16 protein-coding genes are annotated in these 16,686 nt (G+C 61.3%); 5 read left to right on the top strand and 11 right to left on the bottom strand.

The annotated features are described in order from the left end of the window. The first annotated feature begins 140 nt into the window (after positions 1 to 140). Positions 141 to 1,457: a tetratricopeptide repeat protein gene (locus tag CNX70_RS07515; RefSeq protein ID WP_096234191.1), complete on the top strand. Its 1,317-nt coding sequence runs from the start codon at positions 141 to 143 to the stop codon at positions 1,455 to 1,457. An 80-nt stretch (positions 1,458 to 1,537) separates the two neighbouring features. Then, positions 1,538 to 2,743: a DUF5009 domain-containing protein gene (locus tag CNX70_RS07510; RefSeq protein WP_096234190.1), complete on the top strand. Its 1,206-nt coding sequence runs from the start codon at positions 1,538 to 1,540 to the stop codon at positions 2,741 to 2,743. A 2-nt stretch (positions 2,744 to 2,745) separates the two neighbouring features. On the opposite strand, the gene CNX70_RS07505 is transcribed toward CNX70_RS07510, so the two are convergent. Together CNX70_RS07505 and CNX70_RS07500 are read right to left on the bottom strand one after the other, a co-directional pair. Continuing rightward, on the bottom strand, positions 2,746 to 3,867 hold the full coding sequence (locus tag CNX70_RS07505; protein ID WP_096234189.1) for an acyltransferase family protein: 1,122 nt from the start codon (positions 3,865 to 3,867) through the stop codon (positions 2,746 to 2,748). 256 nt (positions 3,868 to 4,123) lie between these two features. After that, positions 4,124 to 6,787 (bottom strand): TonB-dependent receptor, encoded by a 2,664-nt coding sequence (locus tag CNX70_RS07500; RefSeq protein ID WP_096234188.1) that lies wholly within the window; start codon positions 6,785 to 6,787, stop codon positions 4,124 to 4,126. Positions 6,788 to 7,175: 388 nt separating this feature from the next. On the opposite strand from CNX70_RS07500, the gene CNX70_RS07495 reads away from it, so the two are divergent. Further along, entirely contained in the window at positions 7,176 to 7,916 is a 741-nt protein-coding gene (locus tag CNX70_RS07495; protein WP_071079073.1) for a GntR family transcriptional regulator, read from the top strand. A 194-nt stretch (positions 7,917 to 8,110) separates the two neighbouring features. On the opposite strand, the gene CNX70_RS07490 is transcribed toward CNX70_RS07495, so the two are convergent. From CNX70_RS07490 to rpsP, 9 genes are all read right to left on the bottom strand, one after another. Then, positions 8,111 to 9,565, bottom strand: a complete 1,455-nt coding sequence (locus CNX70_RS07490; protein WP_157750942.1) for a carbon-nitrogen hydrolase family protein — start codon at positions 9,563 to 9,565, stop codon at positions 8,111 to 8,113. Between the two features lie 14 nt (positions 9,566 to 9,579). Continuing rightward, complete coding sequence (locus CNX70_RS07485) at positions 9,580 to 10,398, bottom strand: AraC family transcriptional regulator (RefSeq protein WP_096238324.1); 819 nt, start codon at positions 10,396 to 10,398, stop codon at positions 9,580 to 9,582. A gap of 305 nt (positions 10,399 to 10,703) precedes the next feature. After that, positions 10,704 to 11,054 carry a DUF3579 domain-containing protein gene (locus CNX70_RS07480; RefSeq protein ID WP_096234186.1) on the bottom strand — a complete coding sequence of 117 codons (351 nt, stop codon included), beginning with the start codon at positions 11,052 to 11,054 and terminating at the stop codon, positions 10,704 to 10,706. Positions 11,055 to 11,278: 224 nt separating this feature from the next. After that, positions 11,279 to 12,238, bottom strand: a complete 960-nt coding sequence (locus CNX70_RS07475; protein WP_096234185.1) for a CobD/CbiB family protein — start codon at positions 12,236 to 12,238, stop codon at positions 11,279 to 11,281. A 97-nt stretch (positions 12,239 to 12,335) separates the two neighbouring features. Further along, positions 12,336 to 12,995 carry a CoA pyrophosphatase gene (locus tag CNX70_RS07470; RefSeq protein ID WP_096234184.1) on the bottom strand — a complete coding sequence of 220 codons (660 nt, stop codon included), beginning with the start codon at positions 12,993 to 12,995 and terminating at the stop codon, positions 12,336 to 12,338. An 80-nt stretch (positions 12,996 to 13,075) separates the two neighbouring features. Beyond that, positions 13,076 to 13,459, bottom strand: a complete 384-nt coding sequence (gene rplS, locus CNX70_RS07465; protein ID WP_071079077.1) for a 50S ribosomal protein L19 — start codon at positions 13,457 to 13,459, stop codon at positions 13,076 to 13,078. 130 nt (positions 13,460 to 13,589) lie between these two features. Further along, positions 13,590 to 14,336, bottom strand: a complete 747-nt coding sequence (gene trmD / locus CNX70_RS07460; RefSeq protein WP_096234183.1) for a tRNA (guanosine(37)-N1)-methyltransferase TrmD — start codon at positions 14,334 to 14,336, stop codon at positions 13,590 to 13,592. A gap of 50 nt (positions 14,337 to 14,386) precedes the next feature. Further along, positions 14,387 to 14,944 carry a ribosome maturation factor RimM gene (rimM, locus tag CNX70_RS07455; RefSeq protein ID WP_096234182.1) on the bottom strand — a complete coding sequence of 186 codons (558 nt, stop codon included), beginning with the start codon at positions 14,942 to 14,944 and terminating at the stop codon, positions 14,387 to 14,389. Positions 14,945 to 14,957: 13 nt separating this feature from the next. Next, positions 14,958 to 15,209, bottom strand: a complete 252-nt coding sequence (gene rpsP, locus CNX70_RS07450; RefSeq protein WP_010395524.1) for a 30S ribosomal protein S16 — start codon at positions 15,207 to 15,209, stop codon at positions 14,958 to 14,960. Positions 15,210 to 15,486: 277 nt separating this feature from the next. Here rpsP and CNX70_RS07445 point away from each other — a divergent pair, with 277 nt between their 5' ends. After that, positions 15,487 to 15,921, top strand: a complete 435-nt coding sequence (locus CNX70_RS07445; RefSeq protein ID WP_096234181.1) for an NINE protein — start codon at positions 15,487 to 15,489, stop codon at positions 15,919 to 15,921. Between the two features lie 135 nt (positions 15,922 to 16,056). Beyond that, positions 16,057 to 16,683: a glycine zipper 2TM domain-containing protein gene (locus CNX70_RS07440; RefSeq protein ID WP_096234180.1), complete on the top strand. Its 627-nt coding sequence runs from the start codon at positions 16,057 to 16,059 to the stop codon at positions 16,681 to 16,683. Positions 16,684 to 16,686 lie beyond the last annotated feature (3 nt).

Raw genomic sequence — 16,686 nt, 5'->3', positions numbered from 1 at the left:
ATGCTGCCGCCCTTTGACTTGTGCGGTCAGGATGGCAGAATACGTGTTTTTTTAGATTCCCTGCCCCCGGCAATGCCGCCGCACCCTGTTGCGGCAAGCAGTACCGGAGCGTATTTTTGTTATTGATTGAAGGATAACCCATGTCCCAATTCCGTCTTGCCCGTCTCAGCCTGCTCCTGGCCGCCATCGGCCTCAATGTCCTGCCTGCCCTGTCGCACGCGCAGGATGCCAAGCCAGCCGCTGCCGCCGGTGCGCCCGCCGCCGTGCCCGCAGACACGGTGCGTCCTGAAGTATTCAAACTGCTCGATCCGACCGCCGTCAAAGCCTCGATGGATGCGAAAAACTATGCCGACGTGCAAAGCCGCATCGACCAGGCAGCCGCCATTCCCGCGCTGACACCCTACGAATTGTTCGTGCTGAACCGCCTGCGCGTAGCGTTGGCCTCCACTACCAACAATGCGGCCATGGCCATGACGGCACTGGAAGCGGTGATCGAATCGGGCAAGCTGGACAAGAAAGCCCAGGGCGACTTCATCCAGGCGCTGGCGAACTACCACTACAACGCCAAGGATTACCCGAACGCCATCAAGTGGTTCACCCGTTACCAGACGGAAACAGGCGACGTGGCCACCGTGCGTCCCTACATCATCCGCGCCTATTACTTCAGCAACGATTTCGCGCGCGCGAAACAGGAACTGATGGCCGACCTGACGGCCAAGCAGCAAGCGGGCAAGACGCCGACCATCGAAGAACTGCAATTGCTGGCCAATACGGGCTCGAAAAGCAAGGACCCGGCCACCTACCTGGTCGCCATGGAAAACCTGGTGCGCTACTACCCGTCGGATGACTACTGGAGCGATTTGCTGAGCCGCACGCAAGGCAAGGCCGGCTATTCGGACCGCTTCGCGCTGGACGTGCTGCGCCTGCAATTCAAGGCCGTGGGCACCATGTCGCCGCAAGATTACAGCGACATGGCTGAAATCGCCTTGCAGAACGCCTTCCCGACGGAAGCGAAAAAAGTCCTCGACGCGGGCTTTGCCAAAGGCGTGCTGGGCACGGGCGCGAATGCCGCCAAGCACAAGAAACTGCGCGACCAGGCCAACAAGGCTGCCGCCGACGATGCGAAAAGCATCGCCAGCGGCGAAGCTTCGGCCATGAAGAGCAAGGATGGCACGGGCTTGATCAACCTGGGCTACGCCTTCGTGACGATGGACCAGTTCGACAAAGGTATCGACCTGATCCAGAAAGGCATCGCCAAGGGCGGCTTGAAGCGTCCAGAAGACGCCAAACTGCGCCTCGGTTATTCCTACGCCATGGCCGGCAAAAAAGACGACGCCATCAAGGTCCTGGAAACGGTCAAGGGCGGCGACGGCGTGGGCGATCTGGCCCGCTACTGGATCCTGTGGCTGAACCGTCCTGCCACGGCGGCGGCGGCACCGGCAGCAGCGGCGCAGTAATTCCTGCTCCCCGCAGCATGCGCAAAGCAGTTCCCGGCTGAGGCCGGGGCTGCTTTTTTTTCGACCTTTTTAATCCTTCCATGCCGCCAGCCACCGCCGCCGTACCTGCACCTGCACCTGAACGATTGACCAGCCTGGATGCCTTTCGCGGCTGCGTGATCGTCACCATGATCTGGGTCAACTACCTGGCCGGCATGCCCGGCATCGCCTTCTGGCTCGAACATGCGGGTCCCCGCGCCGACGGCATCAGCGTGCCCGACCTGGTCTTTCCCGGATTCCTGTTCATGGTCGGCATGGCCATTCCGCTGGCCTTGCAGCGCCATTGCGGCCACGTCACGCCAGCCTTGCTGGGACGTTTGCTGTGGCGCTCCGCCAGCCTGATGCTGGCCGGCGTGGTACTGGCGAATGCCTACCGCTACGATGCACAGGCGGCGCTGCTGCCGCAAGCCGTGTACTTGCTTCTGTTTTATATGGCCATGATGCTGCTGTGGCGCCAGGGCGCGGGCAAGCGGGAGCTGGCCGCCGGCGGCGCGCTGATGCTGTTCCTGCTGGCGACGTTCCGTGGTGAATTGAATGCGGAATTTTCCAGCACCTGGCTGCAACCGTCATGGTGGGGCATTCTCGGCATGATCGGCTGGTCCTACCTGCTGTGCAGCCTGCTGTACCTGGCGTGCCGGGGTAGCGGCACGGCCCTGATGGGCATGTTTTCCCTGCTGCTCGTGCTGTACATGGGCGGCACGGCGGGCAGCCTGGATTTCCTGCCGGCTGGCGTGAACGCCATCGTCAACGTGCCGCAAGTGCTCGGTTCGACGGCGGCCAATGTGCTGGCCGGCACCCTGGTGGGCCAGCTCTTCCTGCGCGGCGCCGCCCTGAGCCATGGGCAGCGCATCCGTTTCATGGCGTGGTTCGCGCTGGGCCTGCTGGCGGCCGGCCTGCTGCTGCGGCCATATCACCACATCAACAAGATTGCGGCGACGGAATCGTACACCCTGGTCTGCAGCGCCCTCATCCTGGCCCTGTTCCTCGTGTTTTACATCGTCATCGATGTGTGGCGCTGGCGCGCCTGGGCGGTGGTGCTGTTGCCCGCCGGCACCAATGCCCTGTTCGCCTACATCGTGCCCGACCTGTGGCAGCAACTGGCGGCCGTGCTGCACCTGCCGCGCTTCTGGTGGCCGCACCTTGAAACGGGCGGCGCGGCCGGCCTGTGGAATGCCGCCGCCGTCACCGCCCTGATGCTGCTCTTCACCGCGCTGGCCACGCGTTACGGCCTGAAGCTGAAGTTCTAATGCTATACCTTGATGTAGATCTTGCGCTTGTCCATGGCATAGGCGATCAGCCAGCACAGCAGCATGAAGCTGACGGCAAACAGCAAGGACCCCACGCGCGCCGGCGCCCAGCCCGTAAACCACTGCTGGTACAGCCACTGGTACAGGTTGCCGCTGCCGACGCGCACAGTAAACGCGATGATCACCAGCACTTCCGACACCAGGTAAATGAACAGGGTGTTCTTGCCGAAGACTTCAAAGAAATACGTCCAGCCCGTCATTTGACGCACGTCGATGATGAACATCAGCAGCGCCAGCAGCAGCAAGTCCAGGCCGATGCCCAGCATCACGTAAGAGCTGGTCCACAGCTTCTTGTTGATCGGAAATACTTCATTCCAGCACAGGGCCACCGCCACGCAGATGACGCCGGCCACGGCCAGCTGAACCAGGCTGTAGCGCAGCCGTGCCGGCGTCGCCTGGCGTAAAAAACTGCCCGCCAGATAGCCGGCAATCACATTGACGATGGCCGGCAAGGTGCCGAGGATACCTTCCGGATCGAAAGCAATGCCTTCGCCGTGATACAGGTGGCTGTCGCCCAGCAGGAACAAATCCAGCTTGGCCGGCGCATTGCCGTGCAAGCTGTAGTCGCCAAAGCATGCCAGGATGGCCCAGTAGGCGAGCAAGGCGCAGGCGCAAAAGACCAGCGCGCCCCGTGTCTTCCAGTAATGGAGGATCAGGGCGGCGGCCAGGTAGCACACGGCGATGCGCTGCAGCACACCGGGGATGCGCGTGTGCGACAGCGGCGACCAGGCGAACTGGCCCGCATCGTCGAGCTTGAAGAAGGGGAACCAGTACAGCAGGAAGCCCAGTAAAAAGATCAGCGCGCTGCGCTGGCACAGCCTGGCCAGCACGGCACCATGGCCCAGGTGCTCATATTTCCCCAACGCAAAGGCCAGCGCATTGCCGACGACAAACAAAAAGCTGGGAAAGACCAGGTCCGTCAGGGTAAAACCATGCCATTCGGCATGTAAGAACGGTGCATACACGGCACCCCAGTCGCCCGGTGTATTGACGACGATCATCAGGGCCACGGTCAGGCCGCGCAGGACGTCGAGGGCGAGGTAGCGTTGAGATGCAATAGTCATGATCAAACAGTTCCAGATGAGAAAAACCGCCTTCCTGCTTGCGGCAAGGAGGTGGCAGAAAACCTCACGCCGCCGGATACAAACTTAGCGGGCGCAAGTCATGCTGGCGACCGGCAGGGACAGTCCTGGCGCAAAAAAGACAGTAGCGGCCCTGCCGGTGAGCGCAAAAAAAAAGCAAGCCCCTGAAGCAGGAACTTGCTTGAAAGACCGAGGAAGACCTGACCTGATGCGGGCGCATCAGGCCTGATCGTCTTGCTTACAGCTTGCCGCGCAGGCCCAGGTAGAAGGTACGGCCGTTGCTATAGAAAGCGCGTGGCTGATCCTTGTTCTCAGCGTACATCTTGATGGTGGTGTTCGTCAGGTTAAGCGCATCGAACGTGACCGTGAAGTGTTCGTTGATCTTGTAATTGAGCGAACCGGCCAGGCCGCCCGCACCTGCAACGTGCTGGCTGGCGCCACGGTCCACACCCGCTTTATAAGCCGAACGGTAATTGTAGGCCAGGCGTGCGCTGAGGGCATTGGCTTCGTAGAAAGCCGTCAGGTTGTACGTGTTGCGCGATGCATTGACCAGCTCGTCACCATTGTCGAGCTTGCCGTCGGCATAGGTGTAGTTGGCCAGGATGCCGAAATCGCCGAACAGCGGTTGCTGGTAGCTCAATTCCACGCCCTTGTTCTTGCCGCTGGTGTTGAAGGGCGACGTGATCAGGTACACGGCATTGGCATTGCGCTTGCTGTTGAAGTAAGTGGCGCTGGTGGTACCGTTCGACACGACCGATTTCAAGTCCATGTAGAACAGGCCCGCCGAAACGGCCGACCTCGGCGCAAAATACCATTCGGCGCTGACTTCGGCGTTATCCGACTTGACCGGGTTCAGCTTCACGTTGCCGCCTGCACCGCTCAATGCATCGTCGTTCAGCGAGACGGAGCCGCCCAGCGCGCTGTAGTCAGGACGGGCGATGGTGCGGGCAATGGCGCCACGCACGACCAGGTCATTGCGCACATCAAACTTGATGTTGGCGCTAGGCAGGAAGTCATTGTAGCTGCGCTCGTACAGGTGCTGCGAGTACGGACCCCAGTCGGAACCGGTGATCGGGCCGCCGGCCTGGTTGACCAGCGTCGACTGCTTGGTGTGCACGGCGCGCAGGCCGAAGTTACCGCTCCAGTTATCGCCCGTCAGGTTGGCCATGGCATAGACTGCCGAGGTTTTTTCCTGCAGCTTGAATTCGTCCGTCCAGTTGTGGCGACGCACGTAGTCGAACAGGCGGTTGCCGTTGGCCGCGCCCCAGGCGCCCAGTGCCGCGCCGTCGTACTTGAAGTAGTTGCTCGACAGGTTGCCGCCCAGGTTGCTGGCGAAGTCGCTCGGGTACATCGTGCCATTCCAGATCGGGCCCGGATTGGAGAAGCCCAGTGCGCCCGGACGGGTTTCAAACGGATGCTCGGCAGCGCGCTTGTGGTCGGTCAGACGGCCGCCGAACTTGATCGAGTCCCAGACGCCCGAGGACAGGCGCAGTTCGGCGTCGATCTGGGCATATTTTTCCTGGTCGACGGAACGCGATTCGCCACCGCCCGCCCATGCCGTCGAACCTGGCTTGGTGGTGGTGCCGCCTGGATAGGACACGTTGGCCGGGCTCATGCCGTTCAACTGGTACACCATGCCGCCGTCGACGTTATTCTGGTAGTACACATCGTCGCGGTCATAGCCGACGCCGTGGGTTTTGCCAAGCTTGCCGCTCAGGGTCAGGTCCTTGGTGGCGCGGTACTTGAAGTTGAAATCGAGGTAGTACGATTCGCCGCCTGCGTCAGGACGGTAGATATTGTCGACCTCGCCTGAGTTGGTGGCAAACGTGGCAGCCGTCAGGGTACCGCTCTTGACCGTGTAGTTGGTCGGTACCTGGTTGGCGCTGTTGATCGAGTTCGCCGGTGCGGCCAGCCAGTTGGTATTTTGATGCGGCGCCTTCAGCTGCGAATAGAAGCCGTTCACATCCAGGGTCAAGTCCTTGTTCGGCTTGAGTTCGATGTCGAACGCGCCGCCTTCGCGGGTTTTCTTTTGTTCGAACAGGCTCGCGCCGATAAAGGTCGGCACTTTCACGCCAGCCAGTTCAGGATGGGCCAGCGCTGCGGCACTGTTGGCCAGAATCGGTGTGTAGCCGAGGATTTCCTGGCCATCGCGACGCACGGTCGATTTTTGCGAGAAACCCTGCACCATGATGCCCAGGGTGTTCGTGTCGTTTTTCCAGTTCACTAGGCCGGAGAACTGCGGATCGGTCTTGCCCGCCAGGTCATTATGGAAGCCCTGAATCGAACCTTCGGCCGTGACCTGATTCTTGAATTCCAGCGGACGGCGGGTAATCACGTCGATCACACCCGAGACGCCGCCTTCGGGCAGGTCGGCCGTGGCGCTCTTGTGCACGACGACAGAACTCACCAGTTCCGATGGCAGCAAGGAAAAGCTGCTGCTGCGGCCGACGTTGCCGCCGAACTGGTTCAAGACGAACCAGTCGCCGGTGCTGATGGCGTGGCCATTGAACAGGGTTTGCTGGAAACTCGGGCTGGTGCCGCGCAGGCTGACGCGGTCGTTTTCGCCGAAGCCGCCTTCGCCACCGGCTGACGATTGGGTATTCACACCTGGCAGACGCTGGATCGCGTCAGCCACGTTGCGGTCTGGCATCTTGCCGATATCTTCGGCGGTGACCACTTCCACCACAGAATCCGCATTACGTTTTTGCTTCAGCGATTTTTCCAGCGAGGCACGCACGCCGGTCACCGTCACTACGGTGGGCACGTCGGCGGCGGGTGCTTCCTGCGCCTGCGCCGAAAAGGCCAGACCAGCGACCATCACGGCAACGGCCGTAGCGATCGGCGTACGGCTACGCGAACCGGATTTCACGACGGCAGCTGCAGGTGTCAAATTGCGTTTCATGTACTCCCCCTTGATTTAGGCTCCAGGATTGGACCCTTTTCATTTTTAACGTAGATCTTCTTTCCAGCCCGCCCACTCTCGCCGGCATGCTGCAGACCCTTCGGCACAACCACTTACAAAACCAATTCAACGCCAATATACTACTATCCAATACCAGAACACTACCAGTTGCAACTTTTTTTTTATAACGTTGTTTGAATCACACAGACCACTTCAGCTGAATCAATCCGTAGCCCGTATGAGCGAGGTAAATACCAGCGAGGCAAGGCATAAATTGCCGACCTGATAATTCAAATTGGTTTTATAACGGTCTTTTTTGGTATTATCCAGCGACACAAAACAGATACAGAGCGCGTCTGCAACGCGCCGTAACGGAGACCCTCAGCGTATGACAACCCTGGCTCACATCATGCAAGGCCTGGGGCAGACGAGTAGCCTGCCCCTGTACCAGCAACTGCAGCGCGCGCTGCGCGAAGCGATCGACAAGCGCATCCTTGGCCCCGAGGAAGCTCTGCCGGCCGAGCGCCAGCTGGCCAGCGACCTGTCCGTCTCGCGCATCACCGTGCGCAAGGCCATCGATGGCCTCGTCAACGAGGGCTTGCTGGTGCGGCGCCCCGGCTCGGGCAATTTCATCAATACGCGCATCGAGAAGAATTTCGCCAAGCTGACCTCGTTTTCCGAGGATATGCGGGCGCGCGGGCGCACGCCCCGCAGCGTGTGGCTCAAGCGCGCAGAGGGCACCGTCACGCCGGAAGAGGCCTTGCGCCTGCGACTGTCGCCGGGCGCGCCCGTGTACCGCTTCCACCGCATCCGCTATGCGGACGAGATACCGATGTGCCTGGAGTACGCGACCATCGTCGCCAGCTGCCTGCCGGCGCTCGACGCCGTCGACGTGTCCATGTATGACGCGCTGGAACAGGCAGGCAACCGGCCCGTGCGCGCCTTGCAGCGCCTCAGCGCCTTGTTGTTGACGGGGGAACAGGCCAGCCTGCTGCAGGCGCAGGAAGGCGACGCGGGCTTGTCGGTGGAAAGACTGGGCTTTTTGCGCGATGGCCGCGCCGTGGAATTTTGCCGCTCCTACTTCCGCGGCGATATGTATGACTTCGTGGCCGAATTAAGTACCAATTAATACCAGCCGCCCGAATTTCTCAATACCAGATAACACCACTTATTGCAGTGCAATATATATATACCGGCAACGCGCCTGTATATGCACGGCGATGGTGCAATCATCGGCGGCGATTATGTGGCTGCGTGCGGCGAATATAAAGGAAGGGCGCACAATGCGGTTTTGCGCATTGCAGCAAAACGTGCCGTTATGCGTCAGGCAGCGGGCACCGCGCGGCGGCCCAGGCACAGCAAAATCACGCCCAGCGCCACGCACAGCCAGCCGAACAGCGGCCCCAGCCATCCCGCCCAGGTGGAGACGGACGGATGCGCCGGCAGCGGCGCCAGCAAGGTGCTGCCCGGCATGCTGCTGCTGGCCCGCTCCGCCAGTACCCTTCCATACGCATCGCTGACCGTCAGCATGCCCTCACGCGCCGCGCGCAGCACCGCGTAGCCGTTTTCCACGCCGCGCACCACGGTCATGCGCGCGCCCATCCAGGCGTCAAACTGGAAATCCCAGGCCGGCACCAGCATCGCCTGCGCCCCAGCTTTGCCATATGCCAGCCCCAGCGGCGCGAAATGCATGTCCTTGCAAATGGCCAGGCCCATGGCCTGCCCCGCCACCGGCTGCACGGCATACGCGCTGCCAGCAAGAAAATCGCGCTCGGGCGGCGCCAGATGATGTTTTTGATAGCTGACAGGCGCGGCGCCATCGGGAGAAAACAGCCAGGCCAGGTTGCGCCGGCCGGCAGCGTCGTGCACGCCGATGCCCACGGTGATCCACACGCCCGCACTGCGCGCCAGCGCCTGGAAACGCTGCCGCACGGCGTCCGCCTGCGCCGGCGCCAGCACGGCGATCTTTTCCGGCAACAACACCAGCCTGGCGCCCTGCCCGGCCAGCTCTTCAACGTGGCGCACGTATTGGTCCCAGATGGCTTGCGCGCGCGCCGGCGGCGTGGCCGGGCCGATAAAGTCATCGATGGCCACCAGCCCTGCCAGCGGCCCGCCTGGTGCCGGCTCGCTTGATGCCGACACGCCCTGCACGCGCCAGGCGCCACCAGCGAACGCGGCCGCCAGCAACAACACGGTCACGCCCGCCGCTGACGTATACGCGCGGCCGCCCGCCAGCAGCAAGGCCAGCGCGGACGGCACCAGGCACAGCAAAAAAAGCAAGCCGGGCACGCCCGCCAAGGCCGCCACCTGCAGCACGGCAACGTTATCCGCTTGCGAATACGCGAGGCTGCCCCAATTACCATCCGGCAGCAGGGCCGCCATCAGGGTATCGATGGCAACCCACAGCACGGGATAGGCCAGCACCGTCCAGGATGCCCGGTAGCGCAGCACGAGGCGCCGCGTGGCCAGCACTACCAGCAGCCACAGCAATGCCTTGGCGAGCATCACGGCCAGCACGGCCGGCAAGGGCATGAGCAGGCGGAAATAGGCAAAGTTGGATGACAGGCCCAGCATGGCGGCCAGGAACGTCATCCAGGCGGCATCGCGGCGCGACGAGCGCAGGGCCAGCCACAGCACGGGCAACGGCGCGCACCAGGCCAGCCAGCCCAGCGGCTGCGGCCCCAGCACCCAGTACAGGGGCAGGCCCGCCGCCAGCGCGGCGGCGGTTTGCAACAGGCGCTGGCGCAGCGCGGTGGCGCCGGCAGTCGGTGCAGACAAGGTTGGGAACATGCTCAGGCTTTCAAGGGGAGCCAGATTTCCACGCCGCCGATGCCGCTGGCAGGATCGAAATGCTGGTCATAGCGTTCAAAATCGGGCGCGTCGGCCACTTCCAGCCCGGACTGGGGCAGCCACTCGTTCCACACCGTATGCCAGGTGACGCGGATGGTGGAAATATGCCCGCGGTGGTGAAACACGGCATAGCGCTGCGGCGCGATGCGCAGCCGCGTCCAGCCGTCGGGGGCCTGGGAAAAGTCGCTCACCGGCATGGCGCACAGGTAATCGAAATTGCCTGCATCGTCATTGTTGCAGCACACGCCATACACCAGCTGGCCGGGCGCCACGTGGGGCAGGAAGCGCTGCCACAGGGCGGGAATGCCGGCAGACGTTTCCACGCGATAACGTTCGACCAGGCCCGCCACCAGCAAGGCGGGCCCCTGCTCGAAACGCGGTGCTTCCAGGGGCACGCCAGGCGCCACGTCCATTTTGATGGCCCCCACCAGCGCGAGGTTGGCCACATGGCGCTGGGCCCGCACTCTTTCCGGCGTCATCTGGAACTGTTCGCGGAAAGCCCGTGTAAATGCTTCGTGGGAACTGTAGCCAGCCTGCAGCGCAACACTGAGAATGTCTTGCGCGCCCTGCGCCAGCACGAGGGCGGCCTCGCTGAGCCGGCGCGCCCGCACATAACGCATCACGGAATGGCCAGTGGCCAGGCCAAACGCGCGCGTCATGTGGCACGGCGAGGCGCCGCCCATGTGGGCGATATCACCGAGCGAGATATTCTCCGCGTAATGCGATTCGATATACCAGAGTGCTTTGGCCAGATAGTGCATGAACGCTTCCCATTGAACGAGCAGCGACTGTAGCATTTTCAGCAAGCCGTGACTTGACCGGAATTGCGCAATACCGGGCGAGCGGAACACCTGACAAAGCCGTAGCGAGCGGCAGTGATTTGTGACTGAGAAGCGCAACCGTACTTTGTATGGGGGCGCCGAGCCGGTGAGCATCGCCGGCCGCAAAGCGCGACGCGATGGGTGGGGTGCAGGGTACAGATGTCGCCGATACGCATGTCGCCACTGCGTTTTTGAGGCAGAGTGTCCACGCTACGCCGTCCCGCCCTAGCGGGCTTTGCGCCAGCTCAAATGAAACGGGTCTTACTTTTCTTCGGGGGCGGCAGGAAGCAGGCTTCGACGATCTGCAGGTCGTTATCCTTGGCGAACTCGCGCACGAAGTGAAACGCCATCGGTTCGATCTCGCGCAGCTTGGTGTTGACCACCACCGACTTGACGCCATTGACGACGGTCGGGCGCACGTAGGGCGAATACTGGAGGTGCGCATTGCGCCCGCCACCTTCGGGATTGAAACAGGACATCACTCCGCAAAGGCGCTCGGCCCAATCGCTGGGTCGGAATTGCTTGCCATTGCTGGTGAGACCAAGGATGAAGAACTCGTCTGAGAGTTCCCCTGTTTTTTGAGATAACTCGGCCATGTGGCTTGTCGGGACTGGATTGCGTGAATGGCCCCGGCGGGTAAGCCGGGCTGGTAGTCAACTACGTTTGCTGCGGTAAGCCAGTATTATATCTTATAGAAGACTTGGGTTCTACCTCGATCTGCCCTGACGCTGCAAACAGGGGCCGGCACGCGTAACGCGCCAGCCCCTATTTTAACCTTGTTCCACGCGCAAGGCGCATGAACAGCGCGTGTGCGCCCGCGTCAGCCGAGGAAAACGGCGCCCGACATCAACAGCAGCAGCAGCATCCACAGCAGCAAGGCGCGCCAGACCAGGCCCACCGTGCTCTGCAAGGCGCGCGCGCCCGGCTCTTCGCCGGGCAGGATATCGCTTTCGCTGTCGCTGTCATCGACGGCCATGTCGGGGGTCACCAGCACACGGGCCGCTGTTTCCGCTGGCGTGCCCAGGCGCACGCCCATGGCGCCGCCGCCGGCCGTCAGGATGATGCCGATGGCCTCGTCCTGCCAGCGCTGGGCGAAATTGCGCCAGGCGTAGATGGCATCCTCGAAATTGCCGACCACGGCAAACGCCACGGCCGTCAAGCGCACGGGGATCCAGTCGATCCAGTAAAAGGCGCGCGCGGCGAACTGGCCGAACGCTTCATTACGCATGTGCTCGGGCTCGTTCCAGGCGCGCGCCAGGTATTCAGCCACGCGGTACATCACGGCACAGGCAGGGCCCAGCGGCATCAGGAACCAGAAGAAGACGCCAAATACATTGCGATGCGTGGTGATCAGGGCTTTTTCCACGGCGATGCGGGCGATTTCACTCGCTTCCATGCCCACCGTGTCGAGCTTGGTCCAGTCGGCCAGCAAGGTACGCGCGGTCGCTTCATCGCCGGCGCTCAGGGCCAGCTGGATCGAGGTGAAGTAGTGGCTGTAATGGCGAAAGCCCAGGGTCAGGTAGACGATGAGGACGTTCCAGGCAAAGGCCAGCAGGGTCAGCTGGTAATGCTGCAAGAGCCAGTACACGCCTGCCGTCGGCAGCATCAGCACGCCGATCATGAGGAACCAGCCCATGCGGCCATGGTTGGCATGGCCGGCATTGAACCAGGTCTCCATGCGCATTGCCAGGCTCTTGATTTCGGCGTAGATCGGATTGTCCGCGCGCAAAGGTTTGAGCTGCTCGATCAGCAATGCGCAAAGTATGGAGAGAAATGTCATCAAACGTCCTTTTTGTCTTTTTCAGCAATACCGCAATGCCCGCTACGATAGCGCAGTGCCGTGCTGGAATCAAACTTATTACGTGCGCGGCACCATTTTACGCGCGCAAGAGGTGAAACAGATTGCGCAGCATGCCGGCGGTGGCGCCCCAAATGTAGAAGCGTTCGTAGGGCATGGCGTAGAACGAGCGCCGTCCGCCAGGCAATTCCACCGACAGGCGCTGGTGGTTCAGGCCATCCATCAGGAAGGCCAGCGGTACTTCGAAGATTTCCGCCACCTCGGACGGGTCGGCGCGCAGTTCGAACGGCGGCGTCACCAGGCCCACCACGGGCGTCACCTGATAGCCGGTGCCCGTCAGGTAGTCAGGCAGACGGCCCAGCACTTCGATGTGCTCGCGCGCCAGGCCGACTTCTTCCTGCGTTTCGCGCAGGGCCGTGGCGATGGACGACGCATCGAAGGCTTCGCTGCGCCCGCCGGGAAAGCTGACCTGGCCCGCATGGCTGCTCAGATGGTCCGTGCGCATGGTCAGCAAGATGGTCAAGCCCTGCGGCCGTTGCACCAGGGGAATGAGTACGGCGGCGCGCACGGGCACGGCGCGGGCGGACAGGAAATCCTGGGTAATCTCGGGCTGCCAGTCAGGCTGTTCGGCCAGGCGCTGGCGCAACCAGGCGGGCGTCAGGCGCACGGCGTCCAGCGCCGCCTCGCCGGCGATCGAATCGATGGCGAGTTGTTTGGGATCAAATGCGATGGTGGCCATGGCAGCTTGCCTCAATAGCAATTCAGAATAAAAAAAGGGGCACCAATACGGTACCCCTTTTCCCAACGCAGACGCTGATATTACGCGCTTGCTTTCGCCACAACGCGGCGATTTGGCAATTTTTCTTTGATACGCGCCGATTTACCCGAACGCTCACGCAGATAGTACAGCTTGGCGCGGCGAACATCACCACGGCGTTTCACTTCGATCGAAGCGATCAGCGGCGAGTACAGTTGGAACGTACGCTCAACGCCTTCGCCGGACGAGATCTTACGAACGATAAAGTTCGAGTTCAGGCCACGGTTACGACGGGAGATAACGACGCCTTCGTAAGCCTGGGCGCGCTTGCGCGTACCTTCGACTACGTTGACGCTGACGATAACGGTATCGCCTGGTGCGAAGTCAGGAATGGTTTTACCCAGACGAGCAATTTCTTCCTGCTCTAATTGTTGAATCAAGTCCATTTTTAACACTCCGAAAACCATCATGCCGGCGCACTGTGGATAGCAAGTATCCGCCCGGTAGAGGATGGGTAACACAATTTGGGCAACATGCCCGGCACTACTGGCCACCCTGCCGGCCGTCAGAGACGGCTTACAGGCTGGCCAAGAATTTTTCGTCGGTCTTGCTGAGCAAGCCGGCGGCGCGTGCACTGACCAGCAGGTCAGGCCGCTTCGTCGCGGTCGCTTCCAGCATGCGCTGGCGGCGCCACTTGACGATCTCGGCATGATTGCCACCCATCAAGACGGGCGGCACGGCCATGCCTTCATATGTTTCCGGCCGCGTGTAGTGCGGCGAATCGAGCAAGCCATTGACGAAGCTGTCCTCGATGGCCGATGCCTCGGTGTTCAAGACACCCGGCAACAGGCGGATTACCGCATCCATCAGCGCCATGGCGGGCAATTCACCGCCCGACAGGACAAAGTCGCCGACGCTGATTTCTTCGTCGACGCAACGGTCCAGCAAACGCTGGTCCACGGCTTCATAGCGGCCACACAGAATCACCAAACCAGGTTCGGCTTTCAACTGCGTGACGCGCTCATGCGTCAGTGCACGGCCTTGCGGCGACATGAACACCACGCGGGGCGCCGCCAGGCCGAGATCGGTCTGGTGTTGCTTCGCGGCATTAATTGTCGCTTCGAGGGGACGCGCCATCATCACCATGCCGGGGCCGCCGCCATACGGGCGGTCATCCACGGTACGGTGATTGTCGGTCGTGAAATCACGGGGATTCCACAGCGACAAGCCACATTTCCCCTGCTCGAAGGCGCGCCGGGTCACACCCGACTGCGTCAGCGCGGCAAACATTTCCGGGAACAGGGTCACGACATCAAATTGCATCGCTCACCATTCTGCAATGTTTGCCCGGCGCAAAATGATGCGCAGGCGGTTTAATAATCGAGGCCCCAGTCGACCGTGATCTTGTTGGCGGTCTTGTCAACATTAATGACAAACTGGCCAACAAACGGGATCAGGCGCTCAGGCGCCTTTTCAACGGTCTCATCGGCAGTGGCCACAGGCGTAACGCGCAAGATCGACTGCGGACCATTGCTCATCATGTCGTGCACTGTGCCGAGGCACTCGCCTTGCAAATTCTCGACTGTCAGTCCGATCAGATCGGACCAATAAAATTCATCGGCCGTCAGCGTCGGGAAATGGCTACGCGGAATTTGCACAGAGACGCCTTTCAGCGCTTCTGCGGCATCCCGCCCGACCACACCCACCAGCTGGGCCACGACGTCGCCGCCGTGTAACTTCGCTTGCCTGACTTCAACATCATGCAAGGTCGGTTTATCAAACCACCAGGTTTTGACGCTTAATAATGCATCCGCGTCGTCGGAGAAAGGAGTGATCCTGATTCCGCCAGCAATGCCATAAGCACCGGAGACATAGCCTACCTGTACCAGGTCATCGGGGACTTTCACCCCGGATGCAGTCTTGACCGTCAAACCAGTGATCTAATTAAGCTGCTGCTTTGTTGTTGCTGGCAACCAGGCGAGCAACGGTTGGCGACAATTGTGCGCCAACGCCTTGCCAGTAGGCCAGACGGTCTGCGGTGATACGCAGTGGAACTTCGCCACCTTGCGCCATCGGGTTGTAAAAACCGATACGCTCAATGAAGCGACCATCGCGGCGATTGCGCGAATCTGTAGCGACGATGTTGAAGAACGGGCGCTTCTTGGCGCCTCCACGAGCTAAACGAATAACGACCATAATATTTCCAAAAAGTGTGCTGAGGCGGAAAAAGCCGCAAATTATAGCGCGCTTTACCGCCAGGCAGCAAGCGTTATGATGACGGGCGTGTAATTTGGGCTAATCAAACATTATGACCAGTCATGGCCGAAGACGCAATAGGCGTCTGCGCCTATCGTGCCGGCCATGGCTGGAAATCACGCCAAATCATTGTATAAACGCCACAGGAAAGTGCTATGGTTGTGCGAGACAATGACCGATACTGACAATCTTTACCGATGAGCAACTCTGGAGTCCCATGACCACCGCTACCATTTTGCAACAGTCGCACAAGAACAAAGCCTTCACCACCTTGCTGGCCTTCCTGCTGGGCATGCTGGGCGCGCACCGCTTCTACCTGCATGGCAGCAAAGACCGCTGGGGCTGGCTGCACCTGACCGCCCTGCCCGCCTCCTTGCTGCTGCACCAGCTGCTTCCCGAGGCCGACTGGTTTTACCAGATACTGCCGCTGACCCTGTCCGCCCTGGTCGGCTTCCTGGAAGCGCTGGTGCTGGGCTTGATGCCGGACGACAAGTGGGATGCGCGCTACAACGTCGGCTCCGGCCGCCTGTCGGACACGGGCTGGCCCCTGGCCGTGGTGCTGGTCGCTACCTTGATGCTAGGCGCAGGCGTGCTGATCGCCACCATGGCGCGCCTGTTCGACTTGCTGTACACGGGCGGCGCCTACGGTTAATTCCCATATAGAAATGACATCGCATGGCGCGCGGCACGCGCACATGTAAGTGTTGGTAAGCAATCATGATTTTCCCCTATACTGCATTCACAATGCCGACATTACTGGCATATTTCACACCCCTAGGAGAAGATCATGATTCGTCGCCCACTCATCCTCGCAGTCGCCATCACGGCCCTGTTCAGCACCTCCGCCTTCGCGCAAAACCTGTCGCCGAAGGCGCAATACACCTACGACACGAAGCAAGCGAACACGCGCTATGCAGACGACAAGAAATTATGTGCGGAAGAAAGCAGCTCGAAAGCCCGCATGCAATGCCTGCGCGACGCCAAGAGCGAATACGACCAGGCCATCATCAATGCCAAGGCCGCACAGAAAGCGGGCAATTCCTACGCCAGCCAGCCTTCCAAGCAGCCACAACACCAGATCTGCGCCGATTGCGGCAAGGTGCTGGCAGTCAATGTCGCCGAGAAGGCCGGTGAAGGCGGCGCGCTGGGCATGATCGGTGGCGGCGTGGCTGGCGCCCTGCTGGGCCGCCAGGTCGGCGGCGGACGCGGCAAGGACCTGGCCACCCTGGCCGGCGCCGCTGGCGGCGCGTATGCCGGCAAGCAAGTGGAAGGCCACATGAAAAATGCCAAGACCTGGACCGTCACCGTGCAATACGAGACGGGCGCCAAGGCCGACTTCGCGTTTGATCAGGACCCTGGCCTGGCCGCTGGCGACCTGGTGCGCAATTCGGGTAATGGTATTGCCAGAAGGTAAGCT

Origin of the sequence: Janthinobacterium svalbardense (assembly GCF_002327145.1) — a bacterium.
GTDB classification, from domain to species: domain Bacteria; phylum Pseudomonadota; class Gammaproteobacteria; order Burkholderiales; family Burkholderiaceae_D; genus Janthinobacterium; species Janthinobacterium tructae.
The sequence above is the reverse complement of the archived record's forward strand: the minus strand, read 5'-3'. Positions and strand labels throughout refer to the sequence as shown.

What these genes read in the sequence shown, in the direction of transcription:
- CNX70_RS07510 (WP_096234190.1), top strand. Translation starts at nt 1,538, where the DNA reads ATGCCGCCAGCCACCGCCGCCGTACCTGCACCTGCACCTGAACGATTG.
- CNX70_RS07505 (WP_096234189.1), bottom strand. Translation starts at nt 3,867, where the DNA reads ATGACTATTGCATCTCAACGCTACCTCGCCCTCGACGTCCTGCGCGGC.
- CNX70_RS07445 (WP_096234181.1), top strand. Translation starts at nt 15,487, where the DNA reads ATGACCACCGCTACCATTTTGCAACAGTCGCACAAGAACAAAGCCTTC.
- trmD (WP_096234183.1), bottom strand. Translation starts at nt 14,336, where the DNA reads ATGCAATTTGATGTCGTGACCCTGTTCCCGGAAATGTTTGCCGCGCTG.
- CNX70_RS07485 (WP_096238324.1), bottom strand. Translation starts at nt 10,398, where the DNA reads ATGCACTATCTGGCCAAAGCACTCTGGTATATCGAATCGCATTACGCG.
- CNX70_RS07475 (WP_096234185.1), bottom strand. Translation starts at nt 12,238, where the DNA reads ATGACATTTCTCTCCATACTTTGCGCATTGCTGATCGAGCAGCTCAAA.
- CNX70_RS07440 (WP_096234180.1), top strand. Translation starts at nt 16,057, where the DNA reads ATGATTCGTCGCCCACTCATCCTCGCAGTCGCCATCACGGCCCTGTTC.
- CNX70_RS07500 (WP_096234188.1), bottom strand. Translation starts at nt 6,787, where the DNA reads ATGAAACGCAATTTGACACCTGCAGCTGCCGTCGTGAAATCCGGTTCG.
- CNX70_RS07470 (WP_096234184.1), bottom strand. Translation starts at nt 12,995, where the DNA reads ATGGCCACCATCGCATTTGATCCCAAACAACTCGCCATCGATTCGATC.
- CNX70_RS07480 (WP_096234186.1), bottom strand. Translation starts at nt 11,054, where the DNA reads ATGGCCGAGTTATCTCAAAAAACAGGGGAACTCTCAGACGAGTTCTTC.
- rplS (WP_071079077.1), bottom strand. Translation starts at nt 13,459, where the DNA reads ATGGACTTGATTCAACAATTAGAGCAGGAAGAAATTGCTCGTCTGGGT.
- rpsP (WP_010395524.1), bottom strand. Translation starts at nt 15,209, where the DNA reads ATGGTCGTTATTCGTTTAGCTCGTGGAGGCGCCAAGAAGCGCCCGTTC.
- CNX70_RS07515 (WP_096234191.1), top strand. Translation starts at nt 141, where the DNA reads ATGTCCCAATTCCGTCTTGCCCGTCTCAGCCTGCTCCTGGCCGCCATC.
- CNX70_RS07495 (WP_071079073.1), top strand. Translation starts at nt 7,176, where the DNA reads ATGACAACCCTGGCTCACATCATGCAAGGCCTGGGGCAGACGAGTAGC.